Raw genomic sequence first — 26,453 nt, 5'->3', positions numbered from 1 at the left:
GGCAGGCCGGAGTCAGCCGCCGCTGCCGCCGGAGTCCGGGCCAACCGCGAGCGCGGCCGCCGCCGCCCGGCGCGCCTCGCCGCGGCGCCTGGCGCGCTGGCCGTAGAGAAAGGTCCACAGGCTCAGCGCGCCCATCGTGCCATAGCCGAGGATCGGATTGACGATCAGATAGTCCCGGATGCTCAGGGCGAACACAAGCACCACCGATATCGCGACATCGACGAGGAGGCCCAGCCCCCACACAACAGTCATCACCGTCATTGTCCGACGAAAGCCGGCATTCACCTGGAGCATCTCGAACTGCTGCGCCTCACCTTCGGACTTGCGCCGCATGCTGGCGCGGGCGAGCTCGTAGATCATTGGCTTGCCGATCAGCGCTGACACGAGGAACGCCAGCCCGATCACCCCGGTGACGAGCTTCTCGCGGAGCTGGAGGAACCGCGCCCCGCCGCCGCCGAGCATTGCCAGCAGCGACAGCGCGATGCCGCTCACCACCAGCACGGACAGCGCGTCGATCCGGCGGTGGCGCGCGAACTCAACCAGACTCCACAAAATGGGTGGCGCCGACGAGACCAGCAACGCACGGACCTCGCCCAGCGGGGCCTCGGCATAAGTGTAGATCACGAACGGCAGGATGAAATTGACCAGCGCCTCGCCGAGGACCTGGACGCCATTCTTGCGGAGATAGGCGGCGATGCGGACGATCAACCCTGGTTTCGCGTCCACCTGTCACTTCCCTGTCGGCCCGTGCGGTCAGGATAATGCGTTGAGGGAAAGTCACAAGGCCGCGTGCCGGCGCTGCGACAGCGCCCGCCAAATGCGCTCAGCGATCGAGCATGATGTCCGCGACATAGAGGTGCGGCGCAGGCTCGCTTTTGTTGTTCTGCACCCAGAATCCGTCGATCGTCGTGCCCTCGCCGATGCCGAGCTGGTCGAAGGGAATCTGCACCTTGGTCCAGCCCCCCGGAACCACCTTCACGACCTTCATCCTGGGCTCGGGCTGGCCGTCGGCACCGACCCTGGCGCCATTGGGGATCGGCTTGCCGTTGACGATCCCGACCACGCGGACCTCCGCTTCACCGCCGACCGCCTGGATCAGCATCGAGATGCCGCGATAGGGCGCGGCGCTGAACGGCGCGTGGTGGAGATAGAGCGCCTGATAGCCCTGCGCCTCGACCCTGATCGGCATGTGCGCGCTGCCGATGTCGGCGCTCAACTCGGTCTTGGCCGAGCTCATATTCTCCCAGCCGGCGCCGAGCGCCTTGTCATAGATATTGGCGATCGGATCGGCCGCAGCGGCCGGAGCCGCGGCCGGCGCCTGAGCCGGCGTCGCCTGGGCCATGGCGGCAGCGGGAACGAACAACAGTGCGGCGGCGGCAACGAGCGACTTCATCGCATTCTCTCCCCACTTTCATGCGTGCATCCCGTTTTCAGGATTCGCCTCAATCATGCCCCCGAGGTGGGCCGCAGAGCAAGAGGGAGACCTGAACGCGCGCGCCTTGCCTCAGCACCGCCGTTCCGTCCTGTCCGATGCCGGGATCACCCGCAGCCGGCGCTTGGACCAATAGCTCAGGTCCATCGAAATCCGGACCGGCGCGCCCTTGCGGGTATAGATCATCTGATCCCCGCGATCCGCGTCGATGCTGGTGGTGCAGCTCTTCCAGCCCTGTTTTTCGAGGATGTCGGTGATCGCGTAGACGGCGTTTTGATCGCGCTCGTGCCACAGGATCAGCTGGTCGAAGCCGCCATTGCCGTCGCCGCCGACCAGATCGACCGCGGCTTCATAGGGGCCGGTGCCGCCCCACATCACGCCGTGCTTGCGGCAGCGCAGGCTGATGTGATCGGGCTGAACGCAATCGGTGAAGCCCGCGCGCTGGGCGTCGGCGAGGCTGCCAGTGACCGGAAGTCCCTCGAACAGGAGCCGGGCCGGCGGCGTGCGATGCGGGCCGCATCCAGCGAGCAGGAACAGGAGCGCGAGCCATGGTGCCTTATGTGCCATCAGATGCGTGCCTCGGGCTGCTGGTGCGATTGACGTCGCCTGCCGGTGCATAGCGCAAGCGCGGCTGCGGATGCCCGCCGCTTTCCCTGTTATCGGGCCGTAACAGCGAAAGAACAGGGAAAGAAAATTTTTTCGCGCTTTTTCGGCCGGTTTGTTGGAAATATTCCTGTTCCAAGTCAAAGACTTAAGTCTCGTTTTCGCTGATAATCGATAACAGCGAAACCGATCCGCGGAACAGCGAAACGCCGTGGCCATAACAGCGAAAGCCGAGGCGCATAACAGCGAAGCTCGATTCAGCAGCGGCCCGAAATCGGCTTTCAGGAGGCGATTCTTCATGAGGAGGACGCTGACATGGTCGAGCATAAAGTTGAATCGAGCGCGGGAATGCGCGGGGAAACGGGCGACATGGCGGGCGCGGGCGCGCCCGGCGATTGGAGGAGCGCGCCACGTCAGGGCCGTCGCGGAAGGGATCGAGACCGAGGCCGAACGCGCGATCATGCGGGTGCCGGGCTGCTCGGCCGGCCAGGGCTATCTTTTCGCCGCACCCATGGACGCGTTTCAGTTCGATGCTTGCCAGGAGCAGATGGCTACTCCGCGCTATCGGGCCAGGCGCAGACGCAGACACGGTTGCCGGCCCCGTCGGAAAGCGTCCAGTGCGCGGGTTGGTGCGAGTCGTCCACGATCCGTCCGCCGGCCGCGATCGCCGCCTCCAGGCGCGCGCCGACCTGCTCGCGCGGGACGGAGACATCGATATGCATTGCATGCGCCAGCGGCCTGGCCGCGTCGAGTTCCTGCATCCAGACGGTCGACCCATGGCCGAGCGGATCGACGGCATTGTCATCGGCCATCGGCGCATAGCCGAGCACGGCGCGCCAGAAGCCGCAATTCACTGCGTCCGGCTTCGCCGCGATCGCGACCTGAACTTCCTGTATCGCACTGCGATCCGCGACACCGCCGAGCTCTCGCGCGACCGCCGAGATGGATCGCGCCAATCCGATATCGTCGACCTCGAGCTGCCAGATGTCACGGTTCAACCGAACGGCTACGCCGCGGTCGGATAGGGTGAGGATAGCGCCACGTCCGGGTAAAGTGGCGATGCCCGCCAGGCCTTCGGCAAGGCGTGCCGCCGCGCCGAGCGAGGCAGTTCGGAAAAATGCCATGGCGCCGCCATGCAGCACAGCCCAGTCGTCCACGCCCGTCGCGGCCAGAAACGCTTTCCAACCCTGTTCGCTCACCATTCCCTCCACGGCTCGCTCATGCCGGCCAGCGCAACATCAGACCTGATCTTCCCGACCCCGCGCAAGCCCGCCGCCGCGCCGCTGGCATTACAGGACATTACGGTGACACGTGTGCAATTGCCCCTAATTAAATGGCATAAGAATTAAGTGGTTATTGCACGTGTTACCGTAATTCCGGTCCTCACCCTGTCGATGAACCAAGCCGTGTTTCGCGCCCTCGGCGTCGCGGCGCTGAGCGGCAACCAGCGCGCGCAGGAGCGCTGGGCGGCGATGGTGCAGACGGCGGAGTATGAGCAGAAGCGGGCGCAAGTGGCGATCGACAATGTGATAGAGCGCAGGGCCACGAATGGGCGGCAAAGCGGCGAGAGCGGCTTGGGACGGAGGATGACGGGCATGATCCTTATGCAGAGGAGATCATCATCGACCAGCGATCGGGATCGGTGGTGATCCGGGATGTTGGGGATGGGGGGAGGAAACATGACCCGAGATCGCCGCAGGGAACCGGGCTACCCCGGCCCCGCACACTTGGTGACACGCGTAGTCAGCCCTTAACGCGCGGTTGGCTCGCAGAGTATTTGGGGGTTATTGCGCGTGGCACCGTAACTCCCCTCGCTCAAGCTAGCGAGTGAATTTCGGTGATGCATGCAACAATCCCTTTTTTTTGGTGGATGATGGGTAGCCTTATGAATTGAGGGGCATTTGCACACAGACCGAAATTCTCGAGGAATCGGGCGAGATGTTCCACCGAAGTGGTTCAGAAACTGCGCCGAAATCAATTGACGGATGAGTTTACATCGCGACTTAGCAGAAGGTGGACTTCTGACCTGAATCAATACGCAGGCGGGCAGTCGCCAACACGCTGTTCGGGGGAGGAACGCTGGTGGACGAGGCGAAGGCGAAGGATTGGGAGGCCAAGCTACGCGGCCAAGCAATCGAGGGGTGGACGATCGACTCGCTTATCGATCACGGCAAGTCAGCCGCAGTGTTCAAAGCGGTTGGTGAGGGCCGAGTGGCTGCTCTCAAGATTTTCGATGACGAACTCATACAACGGCACGGTGATCAGACTCAATTGGAGCGTATTCACCGTGAGCTTGGGCTGATCGGTAAGCACCATCCAAACATGGTCGCATTGCTCGGCGGAGGATTTCATGACGAAAGCAAAAATCACTACATCATCATGGAGTATCTCGACGGTCCAAGCCTCGCCAAATGCCTCCCCGAGGTGCCCGAAGGTAACATCCCTGACCTTATCGAACAGCTCGTCTCAGCCTGTGAATTTCTTGAAGAAAATGGACTCGCTCATCGTGACATTAAGCCCGCAAATATCATTCTCGTTGATAACTTCAGCCGCCTCATATTGCTTGATTTTGGGGTATTGAAGCCTGTCGGTGAGGCCGGCCTCACCGACGTGGACGGGCAGAAGCTGTTTGTCGGGACGCTCCAGTATAGTTCCCCAGAGTTCCTGCTTCGCGACGAGCATGACGATGCTCTCGGGTGGCGCGCGCTCACGATCTACCAAGTCGGTGCAGTCCTCCATGACTTGATCATGCGTCGCCCGATCTTTGACGAGTTCACCAATCCGTACGCCGCCCTCGTCAACGCCGTCCAGCATGAACTGCCGAACATCGCGAGCGAGGCTGTCCCGTCCTACCTTGTCGACGCGTGCCGAATGGCGCTGGTGAAGGATCCCGAGAAGCGGCTATCACTCGTGAGTTGGGACGCTTTCCGTCCCCCGGTCGTAACGTCGGCTGTGGACGCCGCGAGACAACGGATCGGGAAGAGGCTTCTGCTCGCCGAGGCGCAGACCGAAAGCAAGAGTGACCCGGGCCCCGCAATAGCAGAACTGCTGGAGACCGTGATCGAGGGATTGAAAGTGGAACTTCGCCGGATCAGGCAAGCTAATGCGAGCATCATGCCGCCGTTGGAGATCACGCGCGGCGCGAAACGCGCCCCGACCGTGAACATCAAGATGAACGCCTCAGCCGAGTTCGAGCTCGCGAGCGAGCTTTGCATGGAGATTTGCGTCGAAGTGATAGACGCCGAGGCGCAGGCGGTGCAACTTCAAGCGAGTGCCGCTGTCGCCGCTAAGGGGGCGGACCGCACGACCATCTTTCGGGGGCCTTACAGCTCCGCCGCCGTCAGCGATCGGATCGAAGCTACGATCATCGTCGCGCTGGACCAAGCGCAGGGCGGCGCTGGTGGCCAGCTTAGCCTTGCCGATGTGGGAGTGAACTGATGGAAGCCTCATGGTGGAAAAGTATCGGCGAATTGGATGACGATCAGAAAAAGGCGATCGCGCTGGATGACGATGCGAACCACTTAATTGTCGGGCCCCCCGGCTGTGGGAAGACCAACTTACTGCTCCTTAGAGCAAGCTACCTTCATGCAAAGGGCGTGACAAATATCAAGGTGCTAGCCTTCGGGCGAGTGCTAAAAGAATTCATCTCGTCTGGTACCGAACACTATCCGTTCGCCGCTGACAAGGTGCAGACATTCGTGCGATGGGGCTACGAGGTGCTAGCCGCGAATGGGATCCAGATCGAAGACAGCGACGAATTCGACAAGGTTCGCACTCGCTTGTTCGAGGGGCTCTCACAGGTGGAGCAACAGGGCGCCGCAGAAAATGTATTCGACGTCATTCTCCTCGATGAGGCGCAGGATTATTCGGCGGAAGAGGCGACCTTGCTTCGGTCTTTTGGCGCCCAAATCTTTGCCGTGGGCGATGACAATCAGCGCATTACGGACCAGACGGGCGCGTTACAGAAGCTGGAGGAACTCGGCGCAACCCGGACGAATCTACGACATCACTATCGCAATGGAATAAAAATCTGTCGGGTCGCGGACGGCATCAAAAACCTATTGGATGATGCGTCCGGCATGGAGGCAACATCAAACTATGACGAGGGCAGCTTCCCGTCCACCGTCGAAGTCCTCGGCGGAATTGACCTAGCGACGCAGGTCAGCGAAGCCATTCCGCGCATTAAAACTCAGCTGCAAGCCTATCCCGGCGAGATGATCGGTATCCTATGCCCTCGCGCGGCCGAACTTGGCGAAGTTGCTGACCTGCTCGGTCAAAGTGAAATTGCGGGCGAAGTTCAGGTGCAGCGCTCAGGCGCATACGGCGCCATCTCACCGGATCGGCCGGTCGTCGTCACCACGGTGCAGGGCGCGAAGGGGCTCGAGTTCCGCGCAGTGCATATGATCGCGGCCGAGAAGCTCAAAAAATACAGAACGCAGAAAAATCTGACCTACACAGCGGTGACGCGCGCCAAAACGACGCTGGTCGTGTACCATGAGGGTGGCCTGGCCGGATACTTTGAGAAAGGTCTGAACGCTTGTGAGATCGCGAAACCCATTGAGCCAAATTTGAAGGACCTTTTTCTATGATCGCGATGGAGACGGTCCGTCTCAACCGAGAAGACTTCGTCAGCTGGTTGGCAAAGGCTCTATCGGGCGTTCCCGTAAAGGCCAACGCGGGCAGGTCTGGCGGTGAGAAGCCGGGTGACGTAACGCTCGCTTGGGCTCGAGATAAGGCGGATGCTTGGCCGGTGCTGAGCGTACGGCAATCGCAGATTCACGACTTCTATGCGTTTGTATCGACCTATACGAAGGTGCGGCCCTTCACAGCATTCTTCCGCGTGCTTCCGTTTGAGCTGATCTCGGTGCTCCAGCCTCGCGACAGTTTGATCGATGGCATCGCGGGCGCGAAATGCGTCGCCGGGGCGGCCATGGCAGAGGCGTGGGTGGCGTCCGACCGGGAAGCCGATCGCCCAAAGAACGTGCTTCCCTTATTGCTATCTTCGCTTTCGGCTTCACTCGGTAAAACCGTGTTGGCTGGTTACGATGAGGCGGCATTCGATTGGGTGTTGAAGGAGTGGGCAGAACTCCGTCGCCAGCCAGGTGACACTCTCCGGACTCAGGACATTGAGGGAGCAAGCAAGCCGTGGAGGATCTTGCTCACGGCATCCGCGAATCCAAGGCACACTCGTACTGATGACAATGGTCTGATCGCAGACTTCCTCGCGACGGCGCTCGCGCGGGGATCGATCCAACCTGACATGCTGCGATCTCTGGATCCGCTTGCCGGGCAGGTCGATTTGATGGGATTGTTGGCAGCGTCGCGCGAGGAGCGGATCAATCGCTTCAATGAGATGGTCGCCGACCTAAAGCGGCGCAGCGATCGCGGGCTGCGGTCCGAATTTGTCGCCGGCTTAATGCTCGCAATCGCGGGGAATGGCTCGTTCGAGTTGTTGCGGTCGGCACGGGAATTTGACGGCTGGCTGGACGGAGCAGTGACGTGGTTTGGAATTTGCGCGGCCCTGTTCGAGGAGAGCAATGTGCTCACCTACGGTAATTCCGCCGGCCGAAGATTGGTGAGAGACTTCGCTCGAGTAGATAACCCGTTCACACCGCCGCGTGCAGATATCAATTCGAGTGAGTTACGGTTCATGACGAACGGCGAAGCTTTTCAGTTGGCGACGCATGCTCCCAATTGTCTAGATGTCGAGTTGCTTCCAAACGTCCTGAGCCGGGTCAGCGAAGCGGCACCAGAAGACTTCACTCGTCGCGACGAGACCGAATTGCTTCTGAGAAACTTGGATGAGGCAGGCTACCTCATCGACCGCGCCCGCCAGCTTGCCAGCGGTTATGTGCGGGGCGAGCGACAACGCTCTTTATTCAAGCCCACACGCAGCAGGCAGTCGCGATAGCTCTGGACTCAGTCCCGCGCCCGATCGCCGGATCGCTTTGCCGGGAACAGCGGGGAACAGCGGGAAACCCCGGGTCGAGGCTAGGCGCTGCCCGCCTCTCACTCCGGCCCCCGGTTATACTTCCTGAGCGGCGGCGGCGGCGCGGCCAGCCGCGCAAGCTGCGGCGCAAGGTCCTTTTGCGGGATCACCACCTCGACCAGGGCCGGCACGTCGCTCAGCCCTTCTATCTCGGTCAGCGCGGCGGCGAGTTGCTCGACCGTCTCGACCCGGAACCCCCTCGCCCCGAACGCCTTGGCCAGCGCCAGATAATCCCAGGCCGGCAGCACGTCGAACGGCGCGAACGCGCCCTGCGGGGTGAAGGCGGTGATGTCGACGAACGCCTGCTCGATCGCATAGCCCTGGTTGCTCATCACGAACACGGCGGCGTTCACATTGGCGCGCACCAGGCTCGATATCTCCTGACAGATCATCATGAACCCGCCATCGCCGGCGACCACCCAGGGCCGCTTGCCCGATCCGATCGCGACGCCGAGCGCGCAGCCCGTCTCATGGCCGAGCGAACCCCAGGCGGCCTGGGCGACGAAGCTGTCGCGCGGCAGCCCGAAGAGGTTGCCGAACACGTACAGCGAGGTGCTCTCGCCGAGCACCAGCACGCTCGTATCGAGCAGGTCCTCGTCCTTCAGGAAACGGCTGAGCTGATGATAGAAGCGGTTATAGGTAAGCTGCCCGGGGGGTGCGACTTCCTCGTCATCCTCGCACGGGTCGACCGCGTCCCAGTTGCGCGGGAAGGCATCGTCCTCCTCGAAGCGCCCGATCAGCGCGGCGAGGAAACCGGCCAGCGTCACCTGCGCATAATAGGTGCTGCCCACCCGGGCATAGTCGTCGTTGATCGCGATCATCTCGGCATAGCTCGAGGCCATGATGTTGAGATAATCGTCAGTGATGATCGCCCCGAGCGCGACCGGGCAATCGCAGGCACCCATCACATCGCGCGTCACCGCCGGCGAGGCCGGGCCGGCATAGGTGCCGATGAACTGCGGCTGCGCTTCGTCGAGCACCGTCTTGCCGAGGCTGGTGGTGGTGAAGGGCAACCCGCTGACATCGACCAGCCTCTGCGCGAGCTTCTGCAGCCCGTAGCGCTGGATCTCGACCCCGAACCACAGCACCGGCGACTGCGCGCTGACGATCTTGCCCCAGGCGGCGGCGACCATCGCGGCGAGGAACTTGGCGTTGCTCTCGAGCACGACCGGCTTGATCGTGCCGTGCGGCCTGGCGCACGCCTGGGTCCAGACATTCGCCGCCACTTCGAGATAGATCGGGCGATGAAAGGTCAGCATCGCGGTGAGCGCGCGGTCGATCTGCCCGGGCGCGAGACTGGGGTCGGTGATGATCTCCGAGGCGACCGTCACATTGGCATAGGCGTTGCGGTCGGCGTCGAGATTGCCGGTCGAATGGTGGAACAGGATCTGCTGCTGGCTCTCGAGCAGCCGGTCGCTGGTCGCCGGGCTCGCCGAGATGATCGCCACCGGCACCCGCTCCACCCAGGAGCCGGCGGCGCAGTTGAGCGCGACGAACCCGCCGACGCCATATTGCACGCAGGCGGCGCCCACGCCCCTGAACCGGCCATAGCCGTCGGCGGCATAGCCCGAGCCGAGCTCGTTGATCGTCGGCACCCGGGTGATGTGCCGGTCTGCATCGAGCGCGTCGAGGAAGCGGCCGGCATAGTCGCCGGGCACCGCGAAGACATGGCTGACGCCGATCTCGCGCAACCGTTCGAGGATGTAATGGGCGACGTCCATCTCAGCCCTCCTCGACAGCGCACAGGCAATTGGGCGTGATCGCCGAGAGCATCGCGCCGCAGTTGAAGCACGGAATGCAACCGTCGAGATCGCCGCAGCCCACGCACGGATCCCCGGGCGGGCACGGATTGGGCATCAGCGCATAGCTCGGGTCGAGCCAGCTCGGCGGCTTCATCCCGAAGAAATCCTGCAGCGTCGATTCAGCGATGTCGAGCGCCCCCTCGACCCAGCCCTGGCCGAGCGAATAGGCCTCGCCGACGATATAGACTTCCTGCGCCTTCACCGGCTTGCGCATCTGGCACATGATCTGGTCGAGCCGGTATCCGGCCTTCCACTCATGCCAGCCGCCGCCATAAGGGTCCTCGTTCCAGGTGTGATACACCGCCGAGTAAGGAGCCGGCACCTGCGGCAGCGCGTGGACGGTGGCGATCTGCCGGTTGGCGACATCGACCATCTCGGCGGTCGCGCAATAGGGCGTGAGCGGGATCCAGTTCTCGACGCCTTCCTCGAGACAGGCCGGGCGATAGCCTTCATAGCGCCCGCCGATCTCGAGCCCCTTCCAGAAGGGCACGGTCGAGATGTCGTTATAGCTCGCCATCAGCAGCGAGTTGAGGAAGGGCTTGCCATTCTCCTGCTCGCCCTCGGTGCCGAAGTAATAGATCTGGCGCACCGGCAGGTCAGTCACCGAGCGGCCGGCGACGAGGCCGAGCGAGCGCCACCAGGGCGTCTCATAGGCCATCAGCAGCTTGAAGGCGCTCTGGATCAGCACCGAGGAGAGGTTCTCCTTGAGCCAGGGATCGTCGAAGAAGGGGCTGTCGATCAGCTCGAGGCTGCGCCGCGGCATGGCGAGGATCAGCTGTTTGGCGCGCACCGTCACCGTCCGCGCGTCCTTGCCCTCGGCGTCCGAGGTGCGCCGGTTCTCGTCGCTGACCGTCGGCACGAAATGGAGCGTATAGGGATAGTCGCCCGTCCCGACCTCGAAGCTGGCGAGGCGGTGGTTCATATGGACTCGCTTGCCCTTGGCCACCTTGCCGTCGAACCTGGTGTTGAACTCCTCGGCAAGCGTGATCGGCAGCATGTCATAGCCGTCCGCCAGGGTGAGGAACTGGGTGGTGTCGCTATACTCGGTCGCGGGCAGCTGGGTCACCGCGCAGGCATTGGCGACGTTCGCCTCATAGCCGCCGGCATCGCGCATGAAGGCATAGCCCTCGTTCGAGAGCACCCGGAACATCAGGTCCCAGAAGCCGTACTCGTACATCGGCTTGCCGAACACCTTGACCTGCATCTGCTGGCACAAAGAGAGGTTGGCGAAGCCGGGATAGAGGTTGTTCATCACCTGCACCTGCAGGTTGGTCGGCCCGAGCCCCCGCTCCGACCAGGCCATGTTGTAGGGCACCTTGTCGGGGTCGGCGAGCTCGTGGAGGCGCAGATGCTTGCCGCGCAGGTAGAAGAGGTTGCAGTTCGATCCGACCGGCGGCGCGGCGCCCATCGGGAAGTCGACCGTCTGGAGCTTCAGATGCTTGATCAGGTCGGCGACCATGATGTGCTCGGTCGGGATGTAGCGCATCCCGCCGAGCTCCGCCTTGACGTTGGGCATGCCGGGGATCGAGACGGTGTAGAGCCGCCCGCCGATGCGGTCCGAATATTCGAACAGGCCGATCGCCTGCTGCTTGCCGCGATCCTGCTGGAGCCGCCACGCGCTGTACGCGCCCGAGACACCGCCGCCCACCACCGCCACATCGAGATCCATGCCGCCCTCTCCTGATCAAAGCACGGCAGGCACCATCGACAGGCCGATCTGCATCGAACGCGTAGGGCTTACCGGGCGGAGAAAGGGCTACAATCGGGCCGGTATGTGCGCCAGTCGTTTCAAAACCATAATGAGTTTACTTGGCGCGGCGCCTCAGAAGGAATGGCTCACGCCGACGACGAACGCTGTCCGGCTGCGCGGCGTGCCGGAGTAATAGTCGCGCCCCGGCCCGCCTCCCGACAGGGCCGCATGAACCTCGATCAGGCGCGATTGCCGCGACACGCCGAGGCGCCAGTCATATTGGCCGCGCCTCCCGTAAAGCGGCGGCGCGCTCAGATAGGTGAGCCCGCCGAGATGGGCGTTGAGCTGAAGCTTCGGCAGCGGCTCGGCCACCGCCTCGATCTCCCCGTAGACGATCGAGACGCCGTTCCCGAAATAGTCGGGCGAGACATAGAGGCGCGACGAGAGCCAGCGTCGGGTCAGCCCGACATAGGCTTCGGTATAATGCGCCGCGCGGCTGCCGCTGAACCGCGACGTGTAGTTCGAGCGCAGCAACCCGACATCGATCGTCAGATCGGGGCCGAGGCGCTTCGCATAGCCGATATCGGCCTGCGCGCCCAGGAAGCCCGGCCGTTCGCCGCTCACCACGCCGATCGCCGACGCGCCGAGATAGAGGCCGGATCGATCATCATAGCTGATATCCGCGGTCACCACCGGATAGCCGGCGCTCAGCGAATGGCCGCGCAGCCGGTAATCGCTTTCGAACCCGATCGCGGCGGCGAGCTGAGCCTGAGCCTGCGTCGCGGGAAATAGCCCGATCGCTGCAGCCAGAAGGGCGCGCGAGGTCCGCGAAGCGGGCGGCTTATCGACGATCGGCCATCGCGACCGCACGAGCCACCGCGCAGGAACAGCCACAAGCCGGGGAGGTCGGCACGAGCGTCGCGCAGGCGTCGACAATGCCGCCGCCAGCGCTCGCTGAAACCAGCTTCGGCGTCCCGCCTGACCGGCGTTGCTCGCGCAGCAGTGCGAGCAGGCCGCTGACATGAGCTGCTGCATAGGAGCTGCCATTCACCAGATACCATCTGCCTCCCGGCTGGGTCGTCGGCACATCACGGCCGGGCGCACCATATACCCGTGACGGGAGCGACGACAGGGCTTCGTCGGCAACGGCGACCACCCCGGCCTGCGAGGCCGGGAAGCCACCTTTGGGAAGCGTCGGATCGAAGGCGGCAACGACCGACATGTTGCGGGCGAGCGCAATGTCGATGAGCTTGCCGAGCAGCGCATCCGGCGGGCCGCTCAGGCTGAGGTTGATCACCTGCGCCTTGTGCTCGATCGCGAAGTGAATCGCCTTGGCGAGGCTCAGGCTGTCGCACAGCGTCGCCCCCGGCGCGGTGGCGCCACCCGTCTGCCAGCAGGCACGAAGCGCCATCAGACGGGCGCCCGGCGCGATCCCGGCGATGCCCAGCCCATTGCCCGCCTTGGCGGCGATCACGCCGGCAATCCCGGTGCCGTGCTGTTCGGCCGGACCTGACGGTCTTCCGCTGAAATCCTCCTCGGCCGTAAACTGCCCGCTGAGATCGGGATGGCCGACCTCCACCTTGCTATCGACCACCGCCACCGTCACGCCGCGCCCCGTCGCGACGCGGTGGAGGTCGGCAAGCCGCCAGGCCGCAGCGGCCGGCTGGACGGCGAACAGGGGATCGCCCTCGCCGCGTTGCGCCCCCTGGGTCCGGTAGACCTGCATCTGCTCCGACCAGACCACCATCGGGTCGCGCGACACCTTCGCGATCGCCGCGTCGATCGTCATGTCGGCCGGAAGGCGCATGACGAAACAGTCGACGCCGAGCAGCGGCATCGGCCAGCCATCGACCAGCTCGAGCCGGTTCCTGTGCGCGATCTGCTGCGCGACCCGGTGGCGCGCGGCACGCGACTGGGCATCGCCATAGCCGCCGCCATAACCCGAATTGGGCCTGTAATGCGGCGGCGCCAGCCGCAGCATGACCAGGATTTCCCGGCTCGCATCGGCGGGTGGCGGGCCTTCCGCGCGCGCCCGAGCGACCGGCAGCAGCAAGGCGAACACAAGCAGTGCCGTCGCGATCGCGCCCGCAATCGATCGGCGCAATCTCATGATCCGTCGCCGCGATCTATCGGCTCGGCCAGCACGATGCCGGATGTGGCGCGGAGCTGCCTCAGCGCATCGGGCCGCCTCGCCGCGGGAACCGCGAGTAGATAGGCGCCGCCCGCGGTCGGCCCTCCGACCAGGCGGGCCTCCGCTCGCTGCAAGGCGCTGCGCATGTCCCGCTCGGTGGTGTCGGGCCTGAACTGGATGATGATATTGCCCGCCGCGACCGTCGGCACGGCGCCGAGAGCGTGATAGGCGGGGTTTCCGGTCGGCGGATGTGAAGGCAAAGCGAGGGCAAGGATGAGCGTCGCCGCGATTGCCTGGGCCGCAATCGCCCAGCCGATCGGGATCGAGCGCCGCAGAAGACGGACCGGCGCGGCTGGCCGGTCGCGCGTCGCGGTCAGCCGGTCGCGCATCGCGGCCCAGCCTTGCTCCACATCGAGCTGGCTATCCGCACCCTGCTTCCCAAGGGCGCGATCCATCTCGAGCGCTTCGCGGCATTCGGCGCAGGCCGCGAGGTGCTCCTCGACCAGCGCCGCTTCGCCCGGCTCGAGCGTGCCGTTGGCGTACCAGGGCAGCAGCTTCCGCGCCCGCTCGTGCGGATCCTCGTGCAGGTGAACGATGTCAGCCATGATCGCGTCCTATAACCGGTCCGTGGGCCTGGCAGCCAGATGGCGGCGCAATGGACGCTTCAGCGCGGGCAGGTGAGTCGTCACGGCATCGATCAAGATGTGTCTTCCATCGCACGGATGCCCATGAGTGCGCCCAGCCCGGCGCAAGGTTCAAGCCGCCACCCGAATTAAACACCGATTGCCCCCGCGGCCAAGCAACCATTCTGGCTGCAGCTGCCCCCAAAATTGCCGGGCGGCGGGCTATGATGCGGCGCGTGACAGGCCCGGGAAGGAGGCTGGGGGTGAAGGAAAAGCCGAAGCGCGCGCGCCGCGCCGGGAGCAATGGCAAGCTGGTCGTCGGCATGCCGGTCTATGACGCGGTCGACATGCTCGACGTCACCGGCCCTTTCGAAATGCTCCGCTGGGCTGGAATCGAGGTCGAGCTGGTCGCTGCGAGGAAAGGCATGCACCGGTTCCGCGAGGGCTTCCGCTTCGAGGTGACGAAGAGCTTTGCAAAGGCGAGCCGCTACGACGTGCTGTGGGTGTCGGGCGGCGACCCGGCGGCGCTGAACCTGTTGATGAAGGACGAGGATTATCTCGGCTTCCTTTGCGCCAAGGCGGCCGAGACGCCGCTGGTCGCGTCGGTCTGCGAAGGCGCGATGCTGCTTGCCGCGGCCGGGCTGCTCGACGGCTATGAGGCGACCACCCACTGGGCGTTCATCCCCTGTTTGAAACGCTACCACAAAGTGAAGGTCGTCGAGGGCCATCCGCGCTACCACCTCGATCGCGACCGCCTGACCGGCGGGGGCATTTCCTCCGGTCTTGATGAAACCCTGAAGCTGATCGAGCTCCTGAAAGGGACCGATGCGGCCCGCGCCGTACAGTTATCGACTCAATATTTCCCCTGCCCGCCGGTCAACGGCACGATTCCATCCGATAAGGCCTGTCCACTCGACCAATATGGTACCGCATCGGACTGAAGGAGGTCGCCAAATTGCGCTGGTGTCAGGTGCGCCTGGACCGCCGACCTGTTTTTCCAACCATATCGGCGACAGTTTCGCGAGTCAGGACCAGTTAAGGTTGACAACGTGGGACTTCCTGATAGCGTTACCATCGAGCAGCGCCAAGCTGACTCGCTAACATATTGATCGCGACCGATAGAGTTCGCAGTCTAGGAGGGGGAACATGAAGGGCCTTGGGCATCTGTCGACGTTTGCACGGTCGACTTCCGTAATCGCAGTCGCCGCCTGTTTGTTGATGCCGCACGCGGCATTGGCTCAGGCTGATCCGCAAAAACCCGCTGATACCAGTGTCGACGCGCAGAGCGACGCCGGACCGGACGTCATCGTCACCGGCATCCGCGCCAGCCTCGAGCGTTCGATCGACATCAAGCGCAACTCAACGGGTGTGGTCGATGCGATCTCCGCCGAGGACATCGGCAAGTTCCCCGACACCAACCTTGCCGAGTCGCTCCAGCGCGTCACCGGCGTGTCGATCAACCGCGTCAACGGCGAAGGCTCGCAGGTCACCGTCCGCGGCTTTGGCCCAGGCTACAACCTCGTCACACTGAACGGCCGCACGCTGGCGGCGACCGACATCGGCGTGGTCGGGGGCGACGGCAATGCGGACGGCGCGACCGGCTCAAGCCGTTCCTTCGACTTCGACAACCTCGCGTCGGAATCGGTGCGGACGCTTGAGGTCTACAAGACCGCGCGCGCGGCCGTGCCGTCAGGCGGCATCGGCGCGACGATCAACGTTGTCACGCGTCGGCCGCTGGATCACGGTCAGAGCGGATTTTCCGGGAGCATCGGCGCCAAGGCGGTATATGATTCCAGCACTCGCGACTGCATCGACTGCGGCAGTCACGTAACCCCGGAAGTGACTGGCCTGCTCAGTTGGGCAGATGACGCCGACACCTTCGGCGTGACCTTGTTCGGCAGCTACCAGAAGCGCAACTTCTCGGTGGCGAGTACGGGCGGCAACGACTGGAACATCGTCCCCTATTCGACCTTCCTGGGCTATACCAACGCCTCGACCCAGATTACCAATGCGCCGACCAACCCCAACACGCTGGTTGCCGTGCCGAACGACAGCCGTTCGGACTTTTCCGAGGACAGCCGCGAGCGCATCAACGGCCAGGGTGTCGTGCAGTTCAAGCCGACCGACTCGCTTACCATTACGGCAGACGCCTTGTATGCGCGCAACCGGCAGAGCGAACGGCGTAGCGACTCAGGCAACTGGTTCAACCGTCCGTTCGATGTCGTCAAATTCGACGGCAACCCCGTCATCAACAGTGCGGTTTACCTGCACGAGGTCCTGAGCCCGACCAAGGACGGACCCGGATCGGAAAACCAGTATCGCGCGACCAAAAGCACGTTGCAGGATTACGGCCTGAACCTGGCCTGGGACGTCACCGACAATTTCCACGTCGGGCTCGATGGCCATATCAGCCTTTCCGACACGCTGCCTGACAATCCGAACGGCAATACATCGACACTGGTCGCGATCGCCGGTTACGGCATCACCGCGCACTCGGTCGACTACAGCAGCGGCGTGCCGGTGCAGATCTTCGATTTCAACGATACCGCGTCGAACGGAAGCACCCGACAGGGCAACCGCAACGGCGTGCTCGACATCGGCGACATCGGCACTCAGGTCGGCCGCACCTACACGTCCACGCAGACCCAGCGCCTCAAGGAGGTTCGCCTGGACGCGGGATGGGATCTCGGTGGCGGTAGCCGGTTCGATTTCGGCGGCGACTATCGCACCTCGAAAGTACGCTCGACTCAGGTATCGACATACCAGCCGCTCGGGGATTGGGGCGTTGCCAATCCTGGCGACGTCGTGGCGCTGGCACCCGGGCAGTTGTTCGAATTCTGCCTCCCCTGCAAATTCCACTCTCTTGATCTGCAGGCGACCGGAAACGCGCTGAAGGCGTTCCGCGTGGAGGATGCCGCGAAGCTCTACAGCACGCTGACCGGTCACTTCGCGCCACCCAGCACCAACAGCCAGGACAATCGGGTCCAGGAGGACATCTGGGCCGCTTATGGGCAGCTTACCTGGTCGGGCAAGCTTGCCAATATGAACGCGAACCTCGTTGCGGGCATCCGATACGAGCGGACCACCTCCACCTCGGCGTCGATCCAGCAGGTCCCGCTTTCGATCCGCTGGGACGCCGACAACGACTTCACGGTCGTCGCGTCGAACGTCTTGCAGTCGCTTGTCCAGAAGTCGCACTACAGCAATGTGATGCCGTCGATGGATTTCCGGCTCGAGTTCACCGACAAGCTGGTCGGTCGCTTCTCGTTCGGCCGAACGATCGCCCGCACCGACTACAGCAACCTGTTCTCCGCCACGAGCGTGGGCGGGCCGGGCCGGCCTACGGCAATTGGCGGCTTCCCGACCGCGAGCTCGGGGAATCCATCGTTGATTCCGCTGGTTTCGGACAATATCGATGCGTCGCTGGAATATTATTTCAAGCCGGGAAGTTACCTCTCGCTCGGCTTCTTCGACAAGCGGGTCAAGAATTTCGTGGGTACGGGCATCACCGACACGCCGTTGTTCGGGCTGACCGACCCGAGTTCGGGCGCTGCAGGGACTCGCTCTGGTGCGGCCAAGGCTGCATTGACCGGGCTCGGCGCCGACCTCAGCGACGTGAACCTGTTCACCATGACGGCGCTGATCGACCAGACCGGCTCGACTGCTGCGGCGACGAGCCAGTTCTCCGCACACTATAATACAGCGACGCGCTCGCTGGAGCAGTCCTATGTCGACACGATCCTGACGGCATACAACATCAGCGGGAACTCGAGCGATCCAGCCTATGTGTTCAAGCTCAGCAAGCCGATCAACAATCGCGAGGTGGAAGTGTGGGGCTTCGAACTCGCCGGCTCCTACTTCCTCGGCGATACCGGTCTCGGCGTCGCGGCGGCGTACACCTATGTCCGCTCGAACGCGAAGTTCGACAATGGGGCTGATCCCTCTATCGACCAATTCGCGCTTGCCGGGTTGAGCGATACCGCGAACGTAACGCTGATCTACGACAAGCACGGGATTTCGGCCCGTTTCGCCTATAACTGGCGGGCCAAGTTCCTTTCCCAGCTGAACCGGGATGGCTATAAGAGCCCGCTTTACACTGAGCCACACGGCCAGTTCGATCTCAATGTCTCCTACGACATCACGCCGAAAATCGCGGTGTCGCTGGAAGCCATCAACCTCACCGAGCAGGGCATCCGCGAATATGGCCGTACCCCGGTCGAGTTGTTCTTCGCGCAGGAACAGCAACGCCGGTTCATGCTCGGAGCACGATACAAGTTCTGAGCCGGGAGATCCGGTCCGAGACAAGGGGGGAGAAAGGCCGCTGTTCGCAGCGGCCTTTTTTCCGAGACCGCCACATCGCCGCCGATCAGCGTGCCGGTCGCCAGTCCCCGACGGTTGAGCACGTGGCGGCTTTGCTCCATCATGACCCGGGACGAGTTCGCGCCCGGCCTGTGGCGAGGCCATCACCAAGGGCGACGCAATTAATCAGGCTGGATAACCGGGCATGACCAACAAAGTGCTGCTGAACAACGTCGATCACTCCGATCTTCGGGTGATTGCGCGCCGCGCGGCCGAATTTGGCGACAGCGTCAATCAGGTGCTGGTCTTCCCCACCGAGTTCGACGACATCCAGCGCGAATATCCGATCTTCTTTCGTCGGGATCCGAGCGGCGCGCTGCAATCGATCGCGCTGCTCGGGCTCGACCGGGACGAGAATCTGTTTCTCGACGAGCACGGCTGGCAGGGTCGTTACGTTCCCGCAGTATTGCAGCGCGGCCCTTTCCTGATCGGCCTTCAGGAACGCGCGGCGGAGGGCGATACCAAGCAGGAACCGATGATCCATATAGATCTGGATGATCCCCGGGTCAGCAAGAGCGAGGGTTTGCCCCTGTTCCTGCCGCATGGCGGCAACGCGCCCTATCTGAACCATATGGCCGGTGTTCTTCGAGCCATCTATGCAGGCATTGAGGCGACTGCACCGATGTTCGCTGCGTTCGAGGAGGCGGGCCTGATTGAACCGGTTTCGGTCGAGATCGAGATCGACGATGCCCGGAAATATGTCCTGTCCGATTTTCTCACCATCGGCCGCGCCGCACTCGCCGCGCTCGACGGCGAACGTCTCGAGCGGCTGAACCGCTCGGGTTTCCTGGGGGTCGCCTTCATGGTCGCATCCTCGATGGGCAACGTGAATCGACTGATCGAACTCAAGAACAGGAAGCAACGCGCAGATCAGGGCGTGCCGGCCGGCACGGCATAGGAAGCGGCGCATGATGGCCATTTCGCGCAAGACCAGGGAGATTTCGGGACTCTCGCCAGACCGGATCCCCTTCGACGCACTGATGGAGGCGCAGGAGCCGGCCATCCTGAAGGGGGTGGCGAGCGATTGGCCGCTGGTCGAGGCAGGCCGCAAATCCGCCGCGGAAGCGATTGGCTATCTTCTTTCATTCGACGGCGGCAGGCAGGTCACGGCCTATACCGGCAAGCCAGAGATCAGGGGGCGTTTCTTCTACGACGACGATGTCAGCGGGATGAATTTCGAGGCCGGCAGGGAGCCGCTTGCCGCAGTGCTCGGGCGCATCGAAACGCACCTGGACGATCCCGACGCTCCGGCCTTCTATGTCGGCTCGACCGATCTCGACACCTATCTGCCCGGCCTGCGCGCCGAGAACGACCTTGTCCTGAACAATCCGATGTTCGAGGAGAATCCACCGATCGTCAGCATCTGGATCGGCAATCGCACCACCGCTTCGGCGCATTACGACATGTCGAACAACATCGCCTGCTGCATGGCAGGGCATCGCCGTTTCACCCTGTTTCCCCCGGACCAGGTCCATAATCTCTATCCCGGCCCGCTCGAGCCGACCCCCGGCGGCCAGGTCGTCAGCATGGTCGATTTCAGCGCCCCCGATCTCGATCGCTACCCCCGCTTCGCAGAGGCGCTGGAGGCAGGCCAGGTAGCCGAGCTCGAGCCCGGCGACATCCTCTTCTATCCCGCTTTGTGGTGGCATCATGTCGAGGCGCTCGACAGCTTCAACGCGATGATCAACTATTGGTGGAACACCTCACCCGCCTTCATCGACAACCCGCAGAACACGCTGTTGCACGCGCTGCTCAGCCTGCGCGATCGTCCCGAGCCCGAAAAGCGCGCCTGGCGGGAGTTGTTCGACTATTATGTCTTCGGCCCCGCCGACCTTGCGGGCGCGCATCTACCCGAGGCGGCACGCGGCAATCTCGCGCGCCTTGACGAGACCAAGGCGCGCCGACTGCGGGCCATGTTGCTCAATCGCCTCAATCGCTGATCAAGACAGGAGAGCCACTTTGGACGCCCAGATCGTAAGAAAGGTCGTCATTGCGGGCGGCGGCACCGCGGGCTGGATCGCGGCGGCTGCGCTGGTCAAGCAACTCGGCGGCTTGCTCGACATCACGCTGGTCGAGTCCGACGAGATCGGCACGATCGGAGTCGGCGAATCCACCATTCCCACCACCCGCTCCTTCCACGCGCTGATCGGCGTGGATGAGCAGGAGTTCATGCGCGCCACTCAATCCACCTTCAAGCTCGGCATCGCGTTCGAGAATTGGGGCGCGATCGGCGATCGCTACATTCACTCGTTCGGGCTGATCGGAAAATCCACCTGGATGGCCGATTTCCAGCATTTCTGGCTGCAGGCGCGCGCCGACGGGACTGCCGGCGATCTCGGCGACTATTGTTTCGAACTCCAGGCCGCCGAGGCAAACAAGTTCGCGACCGGCGAGCAGGCGCAGATCAACTACGCCTATCACCTCGATGCGACACTCTATGCACGCTATCTGCGCAAGCTCAGCGAGCCGGCCGGAATCAAGCGCGTTGAGGGGAAGATCAAGGAAGTTCGCCAGAACCCGGAGACCGGTTTCATCCAGGCCCTGGTCCTGGAATCAGGTCAGTTCATCGAAGGCGATCTGTTCATCGACTGCACCGGCTTTCGTGCGCTGCTAATCGAACAGACGCTGGAGACCGGCTATGACGACTGGAGCCACTGGCTGCCGACCAACAGCGCCTATGCAGTGCAGACCAACTCAACCGGCCCGGCGATACCCTATACAAGGGCGATCGCGCACGAGGCCGGCTGGCGCTGGAAAATCCCGCTTCAGCACCGCATCGGCAACGGGCTGGTCTTCTCAAGCGAGCATATGGCCGACGAGGACGCGCGCGCGCTGCTGCTGCGCGAGATCGATGGCGAGCCCTTGTTCGATCCGCGGCTGATCCGGTACCGGACCGGGAGCCGCCGCAAGGTCTGGAGCAAGAACTGCCTCGCCCTCGGCCTTGCCGGCGGCTTCATCGAGCCGCTCGAATCGACCAGCATCCACCTGATCATGAACGCGGTGACGCGGCTGATGAAATCCTTTCCATTCAACGGTTTCGACGAGGCGTTGATCGAGCGCTACAATGCGATGTCGCGCGCCGAGCTGGAAGGCGTGCGTGATTTCATCATCCTCCACTACAAGCTCACCGAACGCGATGACAACGCGTTCTGGCGGCGCTGCCGCACCATGGACGTGCCGGATTCGCTTGCCATCCGCATCGCGATGTTTCGCGAAAATGCCCAAGCGTGGCAGGCATCGGAGGACCTGTTCCGTGCCGACTCCTGGGTCCAGGTCATGCTCGGCCAGCGCGTCTGGCCGCGCGGCTATCATCATGTCGCCCGGATGATGCCGCCGGGCCGGTTGCGTCAGGTGCTCGCCGATCTCAAGGCGAGTATCACCAGCACGGTCGCGGCGATGCCGAGCCATCAGGAGTTCCTGAATCGATATTGCTCGGCTACCGCGGATTGATCGGACGGCACCCGCCGGCCATTGAGGCGTTCCTCCACGCATATGATCAAGGTCGCCAGTTACAATATCCACAAGGGCATCGGCCTTGATCGTCGCCGCGATCCGGCACGGATTCTCGAAGTGCTGCGCGAAATCGACGCTGATATCATCGCCCTGCAGGAAGCCGATCGCCGCTTCGGCGCGAAGACCTGCGTCATTCCGCTGCATATCCTGGACGAGCACAGTCCGTGGAAGGCAATCTCGTTCGGCCTGAGGGCCGGCAGCATGGGCTGGCACGGCAATGTCCTGCTGATCCGCAAGGAATCGATGCTGATGGACTGCGAGGCGATCCATTTGCCGACGCTCGAGCCGCGCGGCGCGGTGATGGCGGATGTGCGTAGCGGCGGCACGCCGATCCGGGTGGTCGGCATGCATCTCGATCTCTCAGGGCTGTGGCGCCGGCGCCAGGCACATGCCATCCTCAGTCATGTCGATTCGTGCAGCATCCGCCGCCCGACCGTGCTGATGGGCGATCTCAACGAGTGGAGCGCGCATGGCGGCTGCCTGCGCGATTTCGGCCGCGCTTATGGCTTCGCGGCAACCGGCCCCAGCTTCCATGTCCGCCGCCCTGTCGCGCGGCTCGACCGGATCATGGTGTCGTCGGAGCTTCGCGTCGTCGAATGCGGCGTCCACCACAGCGCCACGGCGCGCAAGGCATCGGATCATCTGCCGATCTGGGCATCACTGGAGGTAGTGTGAGCCGCAAACTCTCCTCCCGTCACCCCGGGCTTGTCCTGTGGTCGATTGCGCCACGATTCAACACGCCGGTATTGTATCGGCGCTGTGGAGGCCGGAGCAGGTCCGGCACGACGGTTGAGGGATTGCGCGTCATTACGACAGGACTTCGCCTGCGCCAGGGCGGCAAGGCCTGATGCGCGAAAAGGAAATTCGCCTTGCTCTGGTCTGTTATGGCGGGATCAGCCTCGCCGTTTACATGCATGGCATCACCAAGGAGATCTGGCGCCTCGCCCGCGCGAGCCAGGCCTTTCATCATAACGAGGAGACCGAGGGCGGCAGCCAGGGCGTCTATCGCGCGCTGCTGCAGGAGATCGAGAGCGAAACCGCGCTCAGGATGCGCGTGCTGGTCGATATCGTTGCCGGCGCCAGCGCCGGCGGGATCAACGGCGTGTTCCTTGCCCAGGCAATCACGACCGGCCAGTCGCTCGAGCCGCTGACTCAGCTCTGGCTCGATTCAGCTGATGTCGAGGCGCTGATCGATCCGGTCGCGGCCCCGTCCGGCCGCTGGTCGAAGGCCTGGGCGACACCGATCGCCTGGATGGCGGCGCGGCGCAGCGCCGATTCAGTCAATCAACTGGTCGAGCCCGGCGCGCGCGAGGAGGTCCGTTCCAAGCTCTCCCATTTCGTGCGGTCGCGCTGGTTCGAGCCGCCCTTTGGCGGCGAACTCTTCTCCGGACTGATCTTCGATGCGCTCGACGCAATGGCCGCCGCGCCGTGCGGACCCCGGCTGCTGCCCGAGGGCCAGCCGCTCGACCTGTTCGTCACCGTCACTGATTTTCGCGGCCATCCCGAACGGCTGACGCTCAACTCGCCGCCGGAAGTGGTCGAGACCGAGCACCGGCTTGTCGTGCCCTTCACTGATCACGGGGCGGTCACCAAATCGCTGGCCGACCCGGCTGAGCTTGTTTTCGCCGCGCGCGCGACCTCGAGCTTTCCCGGCGCCTTCCCGCCCTTCATGGTCGCTGAGCTCGACGCCGTGGTGAAATCCCGCAAGGTGACATGGCCGGGCCGCGAAGAGTTTCTGAAGCGAATTCTGCCGCGCCAGTTCGCCGCCAATGCGGCCGAGCAGGCCGTATTGATCGACGGCTCGGTATTGGCAAACGCGCCCTTTCGCCCTGCGATCGAGGCGCTCCGCGAACGCCCGGCGCGGCGCGAGATCGACCGGCGTTTCGTCTATATCGATCCGACCCCGGCTGCGAAGATCCATTTCGGGCCTGGCATCAATGCGGCGCCCGGCTTCTTCCAGACAATCATCGGATCGATCTCCGAGCTGCCGCGACAGCAGCCGATCCGCGACAATCTCGAGGACATCGCCGAACGCTCGCGGCGGATCGAGCGGATGCGCACGATCGTCTCGAGCATCCGCCCCGAGGTCGAGGCGCAGGTCGAAACCCTGTTCGGCTATACCCTGTTCCTGGATTCACCGACCGTCGGCCGCCTCGCCGCCTGGCGTGCCCGCGCTCAATCAGCCGCGGCGAAAAGCGCAGGCTATGGCTATGCGGCCTATGGTCATCTCAAGATCACAGGGGTGATCGAGGCGATCACCTCCCTGCTCCTCGCGGCCGGCGGCGAGCCGGGTCCGCAGCGCTGGGAAAGTATTCGCAGCCATATCGCCGACGCGGTCAGCGCCCGCGGCTTCGACGACTTGCGGCCGAGCTTCTCGGATGGCGCCAGCGAGAAGACGATCGGGTTTCTGCGCTCCTATGATCTCGGCTTCCGCATCCGCCGGCTGCGCATGCTGGCGCGCCGCGTGACCGAGCTCGAGATGGACCATGACGAATCCGAGCTCGAGCCGATCCGCGAGGCGATCTATGCGAGCCTCGCCGATTATCTCGAGTGCAAGCGAACTGACCGGCATGCCCATCTTCGCAAGGAGGTCCGCCTGCTGCGCGGCGATGCCGGGCCGCTGCTCGACAAGCTCGCCGCATCGCTCGACCTGAAGCAGCTCGATACCGCAACCGAAAAGCGGCTCGCCGAGGCCTTCACTGGCCTCGCGCGCGATGTGAAGCGGCCGATCCTCCTCACCTATCTCGGCTTTCCCTATTTCGATGTGGCGACCCTGCCCTTGCTCCAGGGCGAAGGGCTCGACGAATTCGACCCGATCAAGGTCGATCGCATTGCCCCCGATGACGCGACCTCGATCCGCGCGGGCGGCGCGGAGGCGACGCTGAAGGGGATTCAGTTCAACAACTTCGGCGCCTTTTTCAGCCGCGCGTACCGCGAGAACGACTATCTCTGGGGCCGGCTCCACGGTGCGGAACGGCTGATTGACATCGTGCTCTCGTCGCTCACCGGCAATGGGCGTTTGAAGCCGGGCCGGGTCGCCGTGATCAAGCACGCCGCCTTCGTCGCGATCCTCGATGAGGAAGAGCCCCGGCTTACCGCGATTCCGGGCCTGATCGCATCGCTGCGCCGTGAAATCGGCTGAGGCTGGCCAAATCCGCTCGGCGCGCGTAGTTTTGCGACAAGCCGAAAACAGGAGGCCAGGGTGCAGTTTCTGAAGATCATGTTCTGGTGCCTGCTCGCCTTCCTCGCGGCCATCTTCACTTATGGCAACTGGACGACAGTGCAGATCAAGCTGTGGAGCGGCCTGGTCGCCGAGGTGAACCTGCCGCTGCTGCTGTTCGTCACCTTCCTGATCGGGCTGGTGCCGACGATGATCTATTACAACGCAGTGCGGTGGCGGCTGCGCAATCGCCTCACCACCTCGGAGCGGACCGTGAGCGATCTGCGCGCTGCGCTTTCACCGCCGCCACCGCCGGTGGTGGTCGCCGATCCGGGCTTCGAGCCGATCGCGCCGGTCCCTGTCGAGCCGCATCCTGCCGAACCGGCTCCGCCGCTCGCCGCGCCGGTTACCACGCCACCGGCCGCCGCATGACGACCAACCGGATCTTCGTCGCGCTCGACACGCCTGATCTCGAGCGCGCCAAGGCGATCGCAACGCGCGTCCATCATCATGTCGGCGGGATCAAGCTCGGCCTGGAATTCTTCATGGCCAATGGCCGCGCCGGTGTGCGCGAGATGGCTGAGATCGGGCTGCCGATCTTCCTCGACCTCAAATTCCACGACATCCCCAACACCGTCGCGAAGGCGATCATGGCTCTCCGTCCGCTCGAGCCCGCGATCCTGACCGTCCACGCGGCCGGCGGCCGAGCGATGCTCGAGGACGCCAAGGCAGCGGCGCCGACCGGCACCAAGGTCGTCGCGGTGACGACGCTCACCAGCCTTGATGGCGCCGATCTCGCCTCGATCGGCTGCCCCGACAATCCGCACGACCAGGTGCTCAGGCTGACCGAGCTGGCGATGACGGCTGGGGTCGACGGCGTGGTGTGTTCCGGCGCCGAGGTGGCGGCCGCGAAGAAGCTCTGGCCCAAGGGGTTCTTCGTCGTCCCCGGCGTGCGCCCGGCAAATGGTGCCACGGGAGACCAGAAGCGGGTCGTCACGCCGCGCCAGGCGATCGATGCCGGCGCCTCCATCCTGGTGGTGGGGCGGCCAATCACGCAAGCGGAGAATCCCGATACCGCAGCGCGCGAGATCGAGGCGACGCTGTAACCGGCCGTCATGCCGGGCTTGTCCCCGCATCCGCTGTGCCGCATG

22 protein-coding genes are annotated in these 26,453 nt (G+C 63.8%); 13 read left to right on the top strand and 9 right to left on the bottom strand.

Annotation, left to right across the window (positions count from 1 at the left end; all coding sequences use genetic code 11):
• Window positions 1-12: 12 nt before the first annotated feature.
• From ABD050_RS20195 to ABD050_RS20180, 4 genes are all read right to left on the bottom strand, one after another.
• Complete coding sequence (locus ABD050_RS20195) at window positions 13-726, bottom strand: VC0807 family protein (RefSeq protein ID WP_343891307.1); 714 nt, start codon at window positions 724-726, stop codon at window positions 13-15.
• 97 nt (window positions 727-823) lie between these two features.
• Complete coding sequence (locus ABD050_RS20190) at window positions 824-1,393, bottom strand: hypothetical protein (RefSeq protein ID WP_343891306.1); 570 nt, start codon at window positions 1,391-1,393, stop codon at window positions 824-826.
• A gap of 111 nt (window positions 1,394-1,504) precedes the next feature.
• Window positions 1,505-2,497, bottom strand: coding sequence for a hypothetical protein (locus ABD050_RS20185; protein WP_343891305.1), 993 nt, complete (start codon window positions 2,495-2,497; stop codon window positions 1,505-1,507).
• 89 nt (window positions 2,498-2,586) lie between these two features.
• Window positions 2,587-3,234: a VOC family protein gene (locus ABD050_RS20180; RefSeq protein ID WP_343891304.1), complete on the bottom strand. Its 648-nt coding sequence runs from the start codon at window positions 3,232-3,234 to the stop codon at window positions 2,587-2,589.
• A gap of 195 nt (window positions 3,235-3,429) precedes the next feature.
• On the opposite strand from ABD050_RS20180, the gene ABD050_RS20175 reads away from it, so the two are divergent.
• The 4 genes from ABD050_RS20175 (at window position 3,430) to ABD050_RS20160 (ending at window position 7,946) form a co-directional block, all read left to right on the top strand.
• Window positions 3,430-3,684, top strand: a complete 255-nt coding sequence (locus tag ABD050_RS20175; RefSeq protein ID WP_343891303.1) for a hypothetical protein — start codon at window positions 3,430-3,432, stop codon at window positions 3,682-3,684.
• Between the two features lie 433 nt (window positions 3,685-4,117).
• Window positions 4,118-5,473, top strand: a complete 1,356-nt coding sequence (locus tag ABD050_RS20170) for a protein kinase domain-containing protein (protein ID WP_343891302.1) — start codon at window positions 4,118-4,120, stop codon at window positions 5,471-5,473.
• Window positions 5,473-6,624: an ATP-binding domain-containing protein gene (locus ABD050_RS20165; protein ID WP_343891301.1), complete on the top strand. Its 1,152-nt coding sequence runs from the start codon at window positions 5,473-5,475 to the stop codon at window positions 6,622-6,624. Before ABD050_RS20170 ends, ABD050_RS20165 begins: the two co-directional genes overlap by 1 nt.
• Window positions 6,621-7,946: a hypothetical protein gene (locus ABD050_RS20160; RefSeq protein ID WP_343891300.1), complete on the top strand. Its 1,326-nt coding sequence runs from the start codon at window positions 6,621-6,623 to the stop codon at window positions 7,944-7,946. Before ABD050_RS20165 ends, ABD050_RS20160 begins: the two co-directional genes overlap by 4 nt.
• A 98-nt stretch (window positions 7,947-8,044) precedes the next feature.
• Here ABD050_RS20160 and ABD050_RS20155 read toward each other — a convergent pair whose 3' ends face one another.
• From ABD050_RS20155 to ABD050_RS20135, 5 genes are all read right to left on the bottom strand, one after another.
• The gene (locus tag ABD050_RS20155; RefSeq protein WP_343891299.1) at window positions 8,045-9,745 is read right to left on the bottom strand and encodes an alpha-keto acid decarboxylase family protein; all 1,701 of its coding nucleotides are present in this window, start codon (window positions 9,743-9,745) and stop codon (window positions 8,045-8,047) included.
• A gap of 1 nt (window position 9,746) precedes the next feature.
• Window positions 9,747-11,495, bottom strand: a complete 1,749-nt coding sequence (locus tag ABD050_RS20150; RefSeq protein ID WP_343891298.1) for a flavin monoamine oxidase family protein — start codon at window positions 11,493-11,495, stop codon at window positions 9,747-9,749.
• Window positions 11,496-11,648: 153 nt separating this feature from the next.
• Complete coding sequence (locus ABD050_RS20145) at window positions 11,649-12,386, bottom strand: TorF family putative porin (RefSeq protein ID WP_343891297.1); 738 nt, start codon at window positions 12,384-12,386, stop codon at window positions 11,649-11,651.
• A complete protein-coding gene (locus tag ABD050_RS20140) occupies window positions 12,358-13,626 on the bottom strand; it encodes a S8 family peptidase (protein ID WP_343891296.1) in 1,269 nt (422 codons plus the stop codon). The genes ABD050_RS20145 and ABD050_RS20140 overlap by 29 nt, the downstream gene beginning before the upstream one ends.
• Window positions 13,623-14,252, bottom strand: coding sequence for a zf-HC2 domain-containing protein (locus ABD050_RS20135; RefSeq protein ID WP_343891295.1), 630 nt, complete (start codon window positions 14,250-14,252; stop codon window positions 13,623-13,625). Before ABD050_RS20135 ends, ABD050_RS20140 begins: the two co-directional genes overlap by 4 nt.
• A gap of 281 nt (window positions 14,253-14,533) precedes the next feature.
• Here ABD050_RS20135 and ABD050_RS20130 point away from each other — a divergent pair, with 281 nt between their 5' ends.
• From ABD050_RS20130 to pyrF, 9 genes are all read left to right on the top strand, one after another.
• Window positions 14,534-15,211: a DJ-1/PfpI family protein gene (locus ABD050_RS20130; protein ID WP_343891294.1), complete on the top strand. Its 678-nt coding sequence runs from the start codon at window positions 14,534-14,536 to the stop codon at window positions 15,209-15,211.
• A gap of 205 nt (window positions 15,212-15,416) precedes the next feature.
• Window positions 15,417-18,551, top strand: coding sequence for a TonB-dependent receptor (locus ABD050_RS20125; protein WP_425542490.1), 3,135 nt, complete (start codon window positions 15,417-15,419; stop codon window positions 18,549-18,551).
• 223 nt (window positions 18,552-18,774) lie between these two features.
• Window positions 18,775-19,527, top strand: coding sequence for a SapC family protein (locus ABD050_RS20120; protein WP_343891292.1), 753 nt, complete (start codon window positions 18,775-18,777; stop codon window positions 19,525-19,527).
• A 10-nt stretch (window positions 19,528-19,537) separates the two neighbouring features.
• Window positions 19,538-20,569, top strand: coding sequence for a cupin-like domain-containing protein (locus ABD050_RS20115; RefSeq protein WP_343891291.1), 1,032 nt, complete (start codon window positions 19,538-19,540; stop codon window positions 20,567-20,569).
• Between the two features lie 19 nt (window positions 20,570-20,588).
• Window positions 20,589-22,079 carry a tryptophan halogenase family protein gene (locus tag ABD050_RS20110; RefSeq protein WP_343891290.1) on the top strand — a complete coding sequence of 497 codons (1,491 nt, stop codon included), beginning with the start codon at window positions 20,589-20,591 and terminating at the stop codon, window positions 22,077-22,079.
• Between the two features lie 42 nt (window positions 22,080-22,121).
• On the top strand, window positions 22,122-22,817 hold the full coding sequence (locus ABD050_RS20105; protein WP_343891289.1) for an endonuclease/exonuclease/phosphatase family protein: 696 nt from the start codon (window positions 22,122-22,124) through the stop codon (window positions 22,815-22,817).
• 172 nt (window positions 22,818-22,989) lie between these two features.
• Window positions 22,990-25,284: a patatin-like protein gene (locus tag ABD050_RS20100; RefSeq protein ID WP_343891288.1), complete on the top strand. Its 2,295-nt coding sequence runs from the start codon at window positions 22,990-22,992 to the stop codon at window positions 25,282-25,284.
• Between the two features lie 60 nt (window positions 25,285-25,344).
• The gene (locus ABD050_RS20095) at window positions 25,345-25,734 is read left to right on the top strand and encodes a hypothetical protein (protein ID WP_343891287.1); all 390 of its coding nucleotides are present in this window, start codon (window positions 25,345-25,347) and stop codon (window positions 25,732-25,734) included.
• Entirely contained in the window at window positions 25,731-26,408 is a 678-nt protein-coding gene (gene pyrF, locus ABD050_RS20090) for an orotidine-5'-phosphate decarboxylase (protein ID WP_343891286.1), read from the top strand. Before ABD050_RS20095 ends, pyrF begins: the two co-directional genes overlap by 4 nt.
• The last annotated feature ends 45 nt before the right edge of the window (window positions 26,409-26,453 follow it).

Source organism: Sphingomonas oligophenolica, from assembly GCF_039522915.1.
GTDB classification, from domain to species: Bacteria; Pseudomonadota; Alphaproteobacteria; order Sphingomonadales; family Sphingomonadaceae; genus Sphingomonas; species Sphingomonas oligophenolica.
Note: the sequence above shows the minus strand (reverse complement) of the source record. Positions and strands in the feature narration are given on the sequence as shown.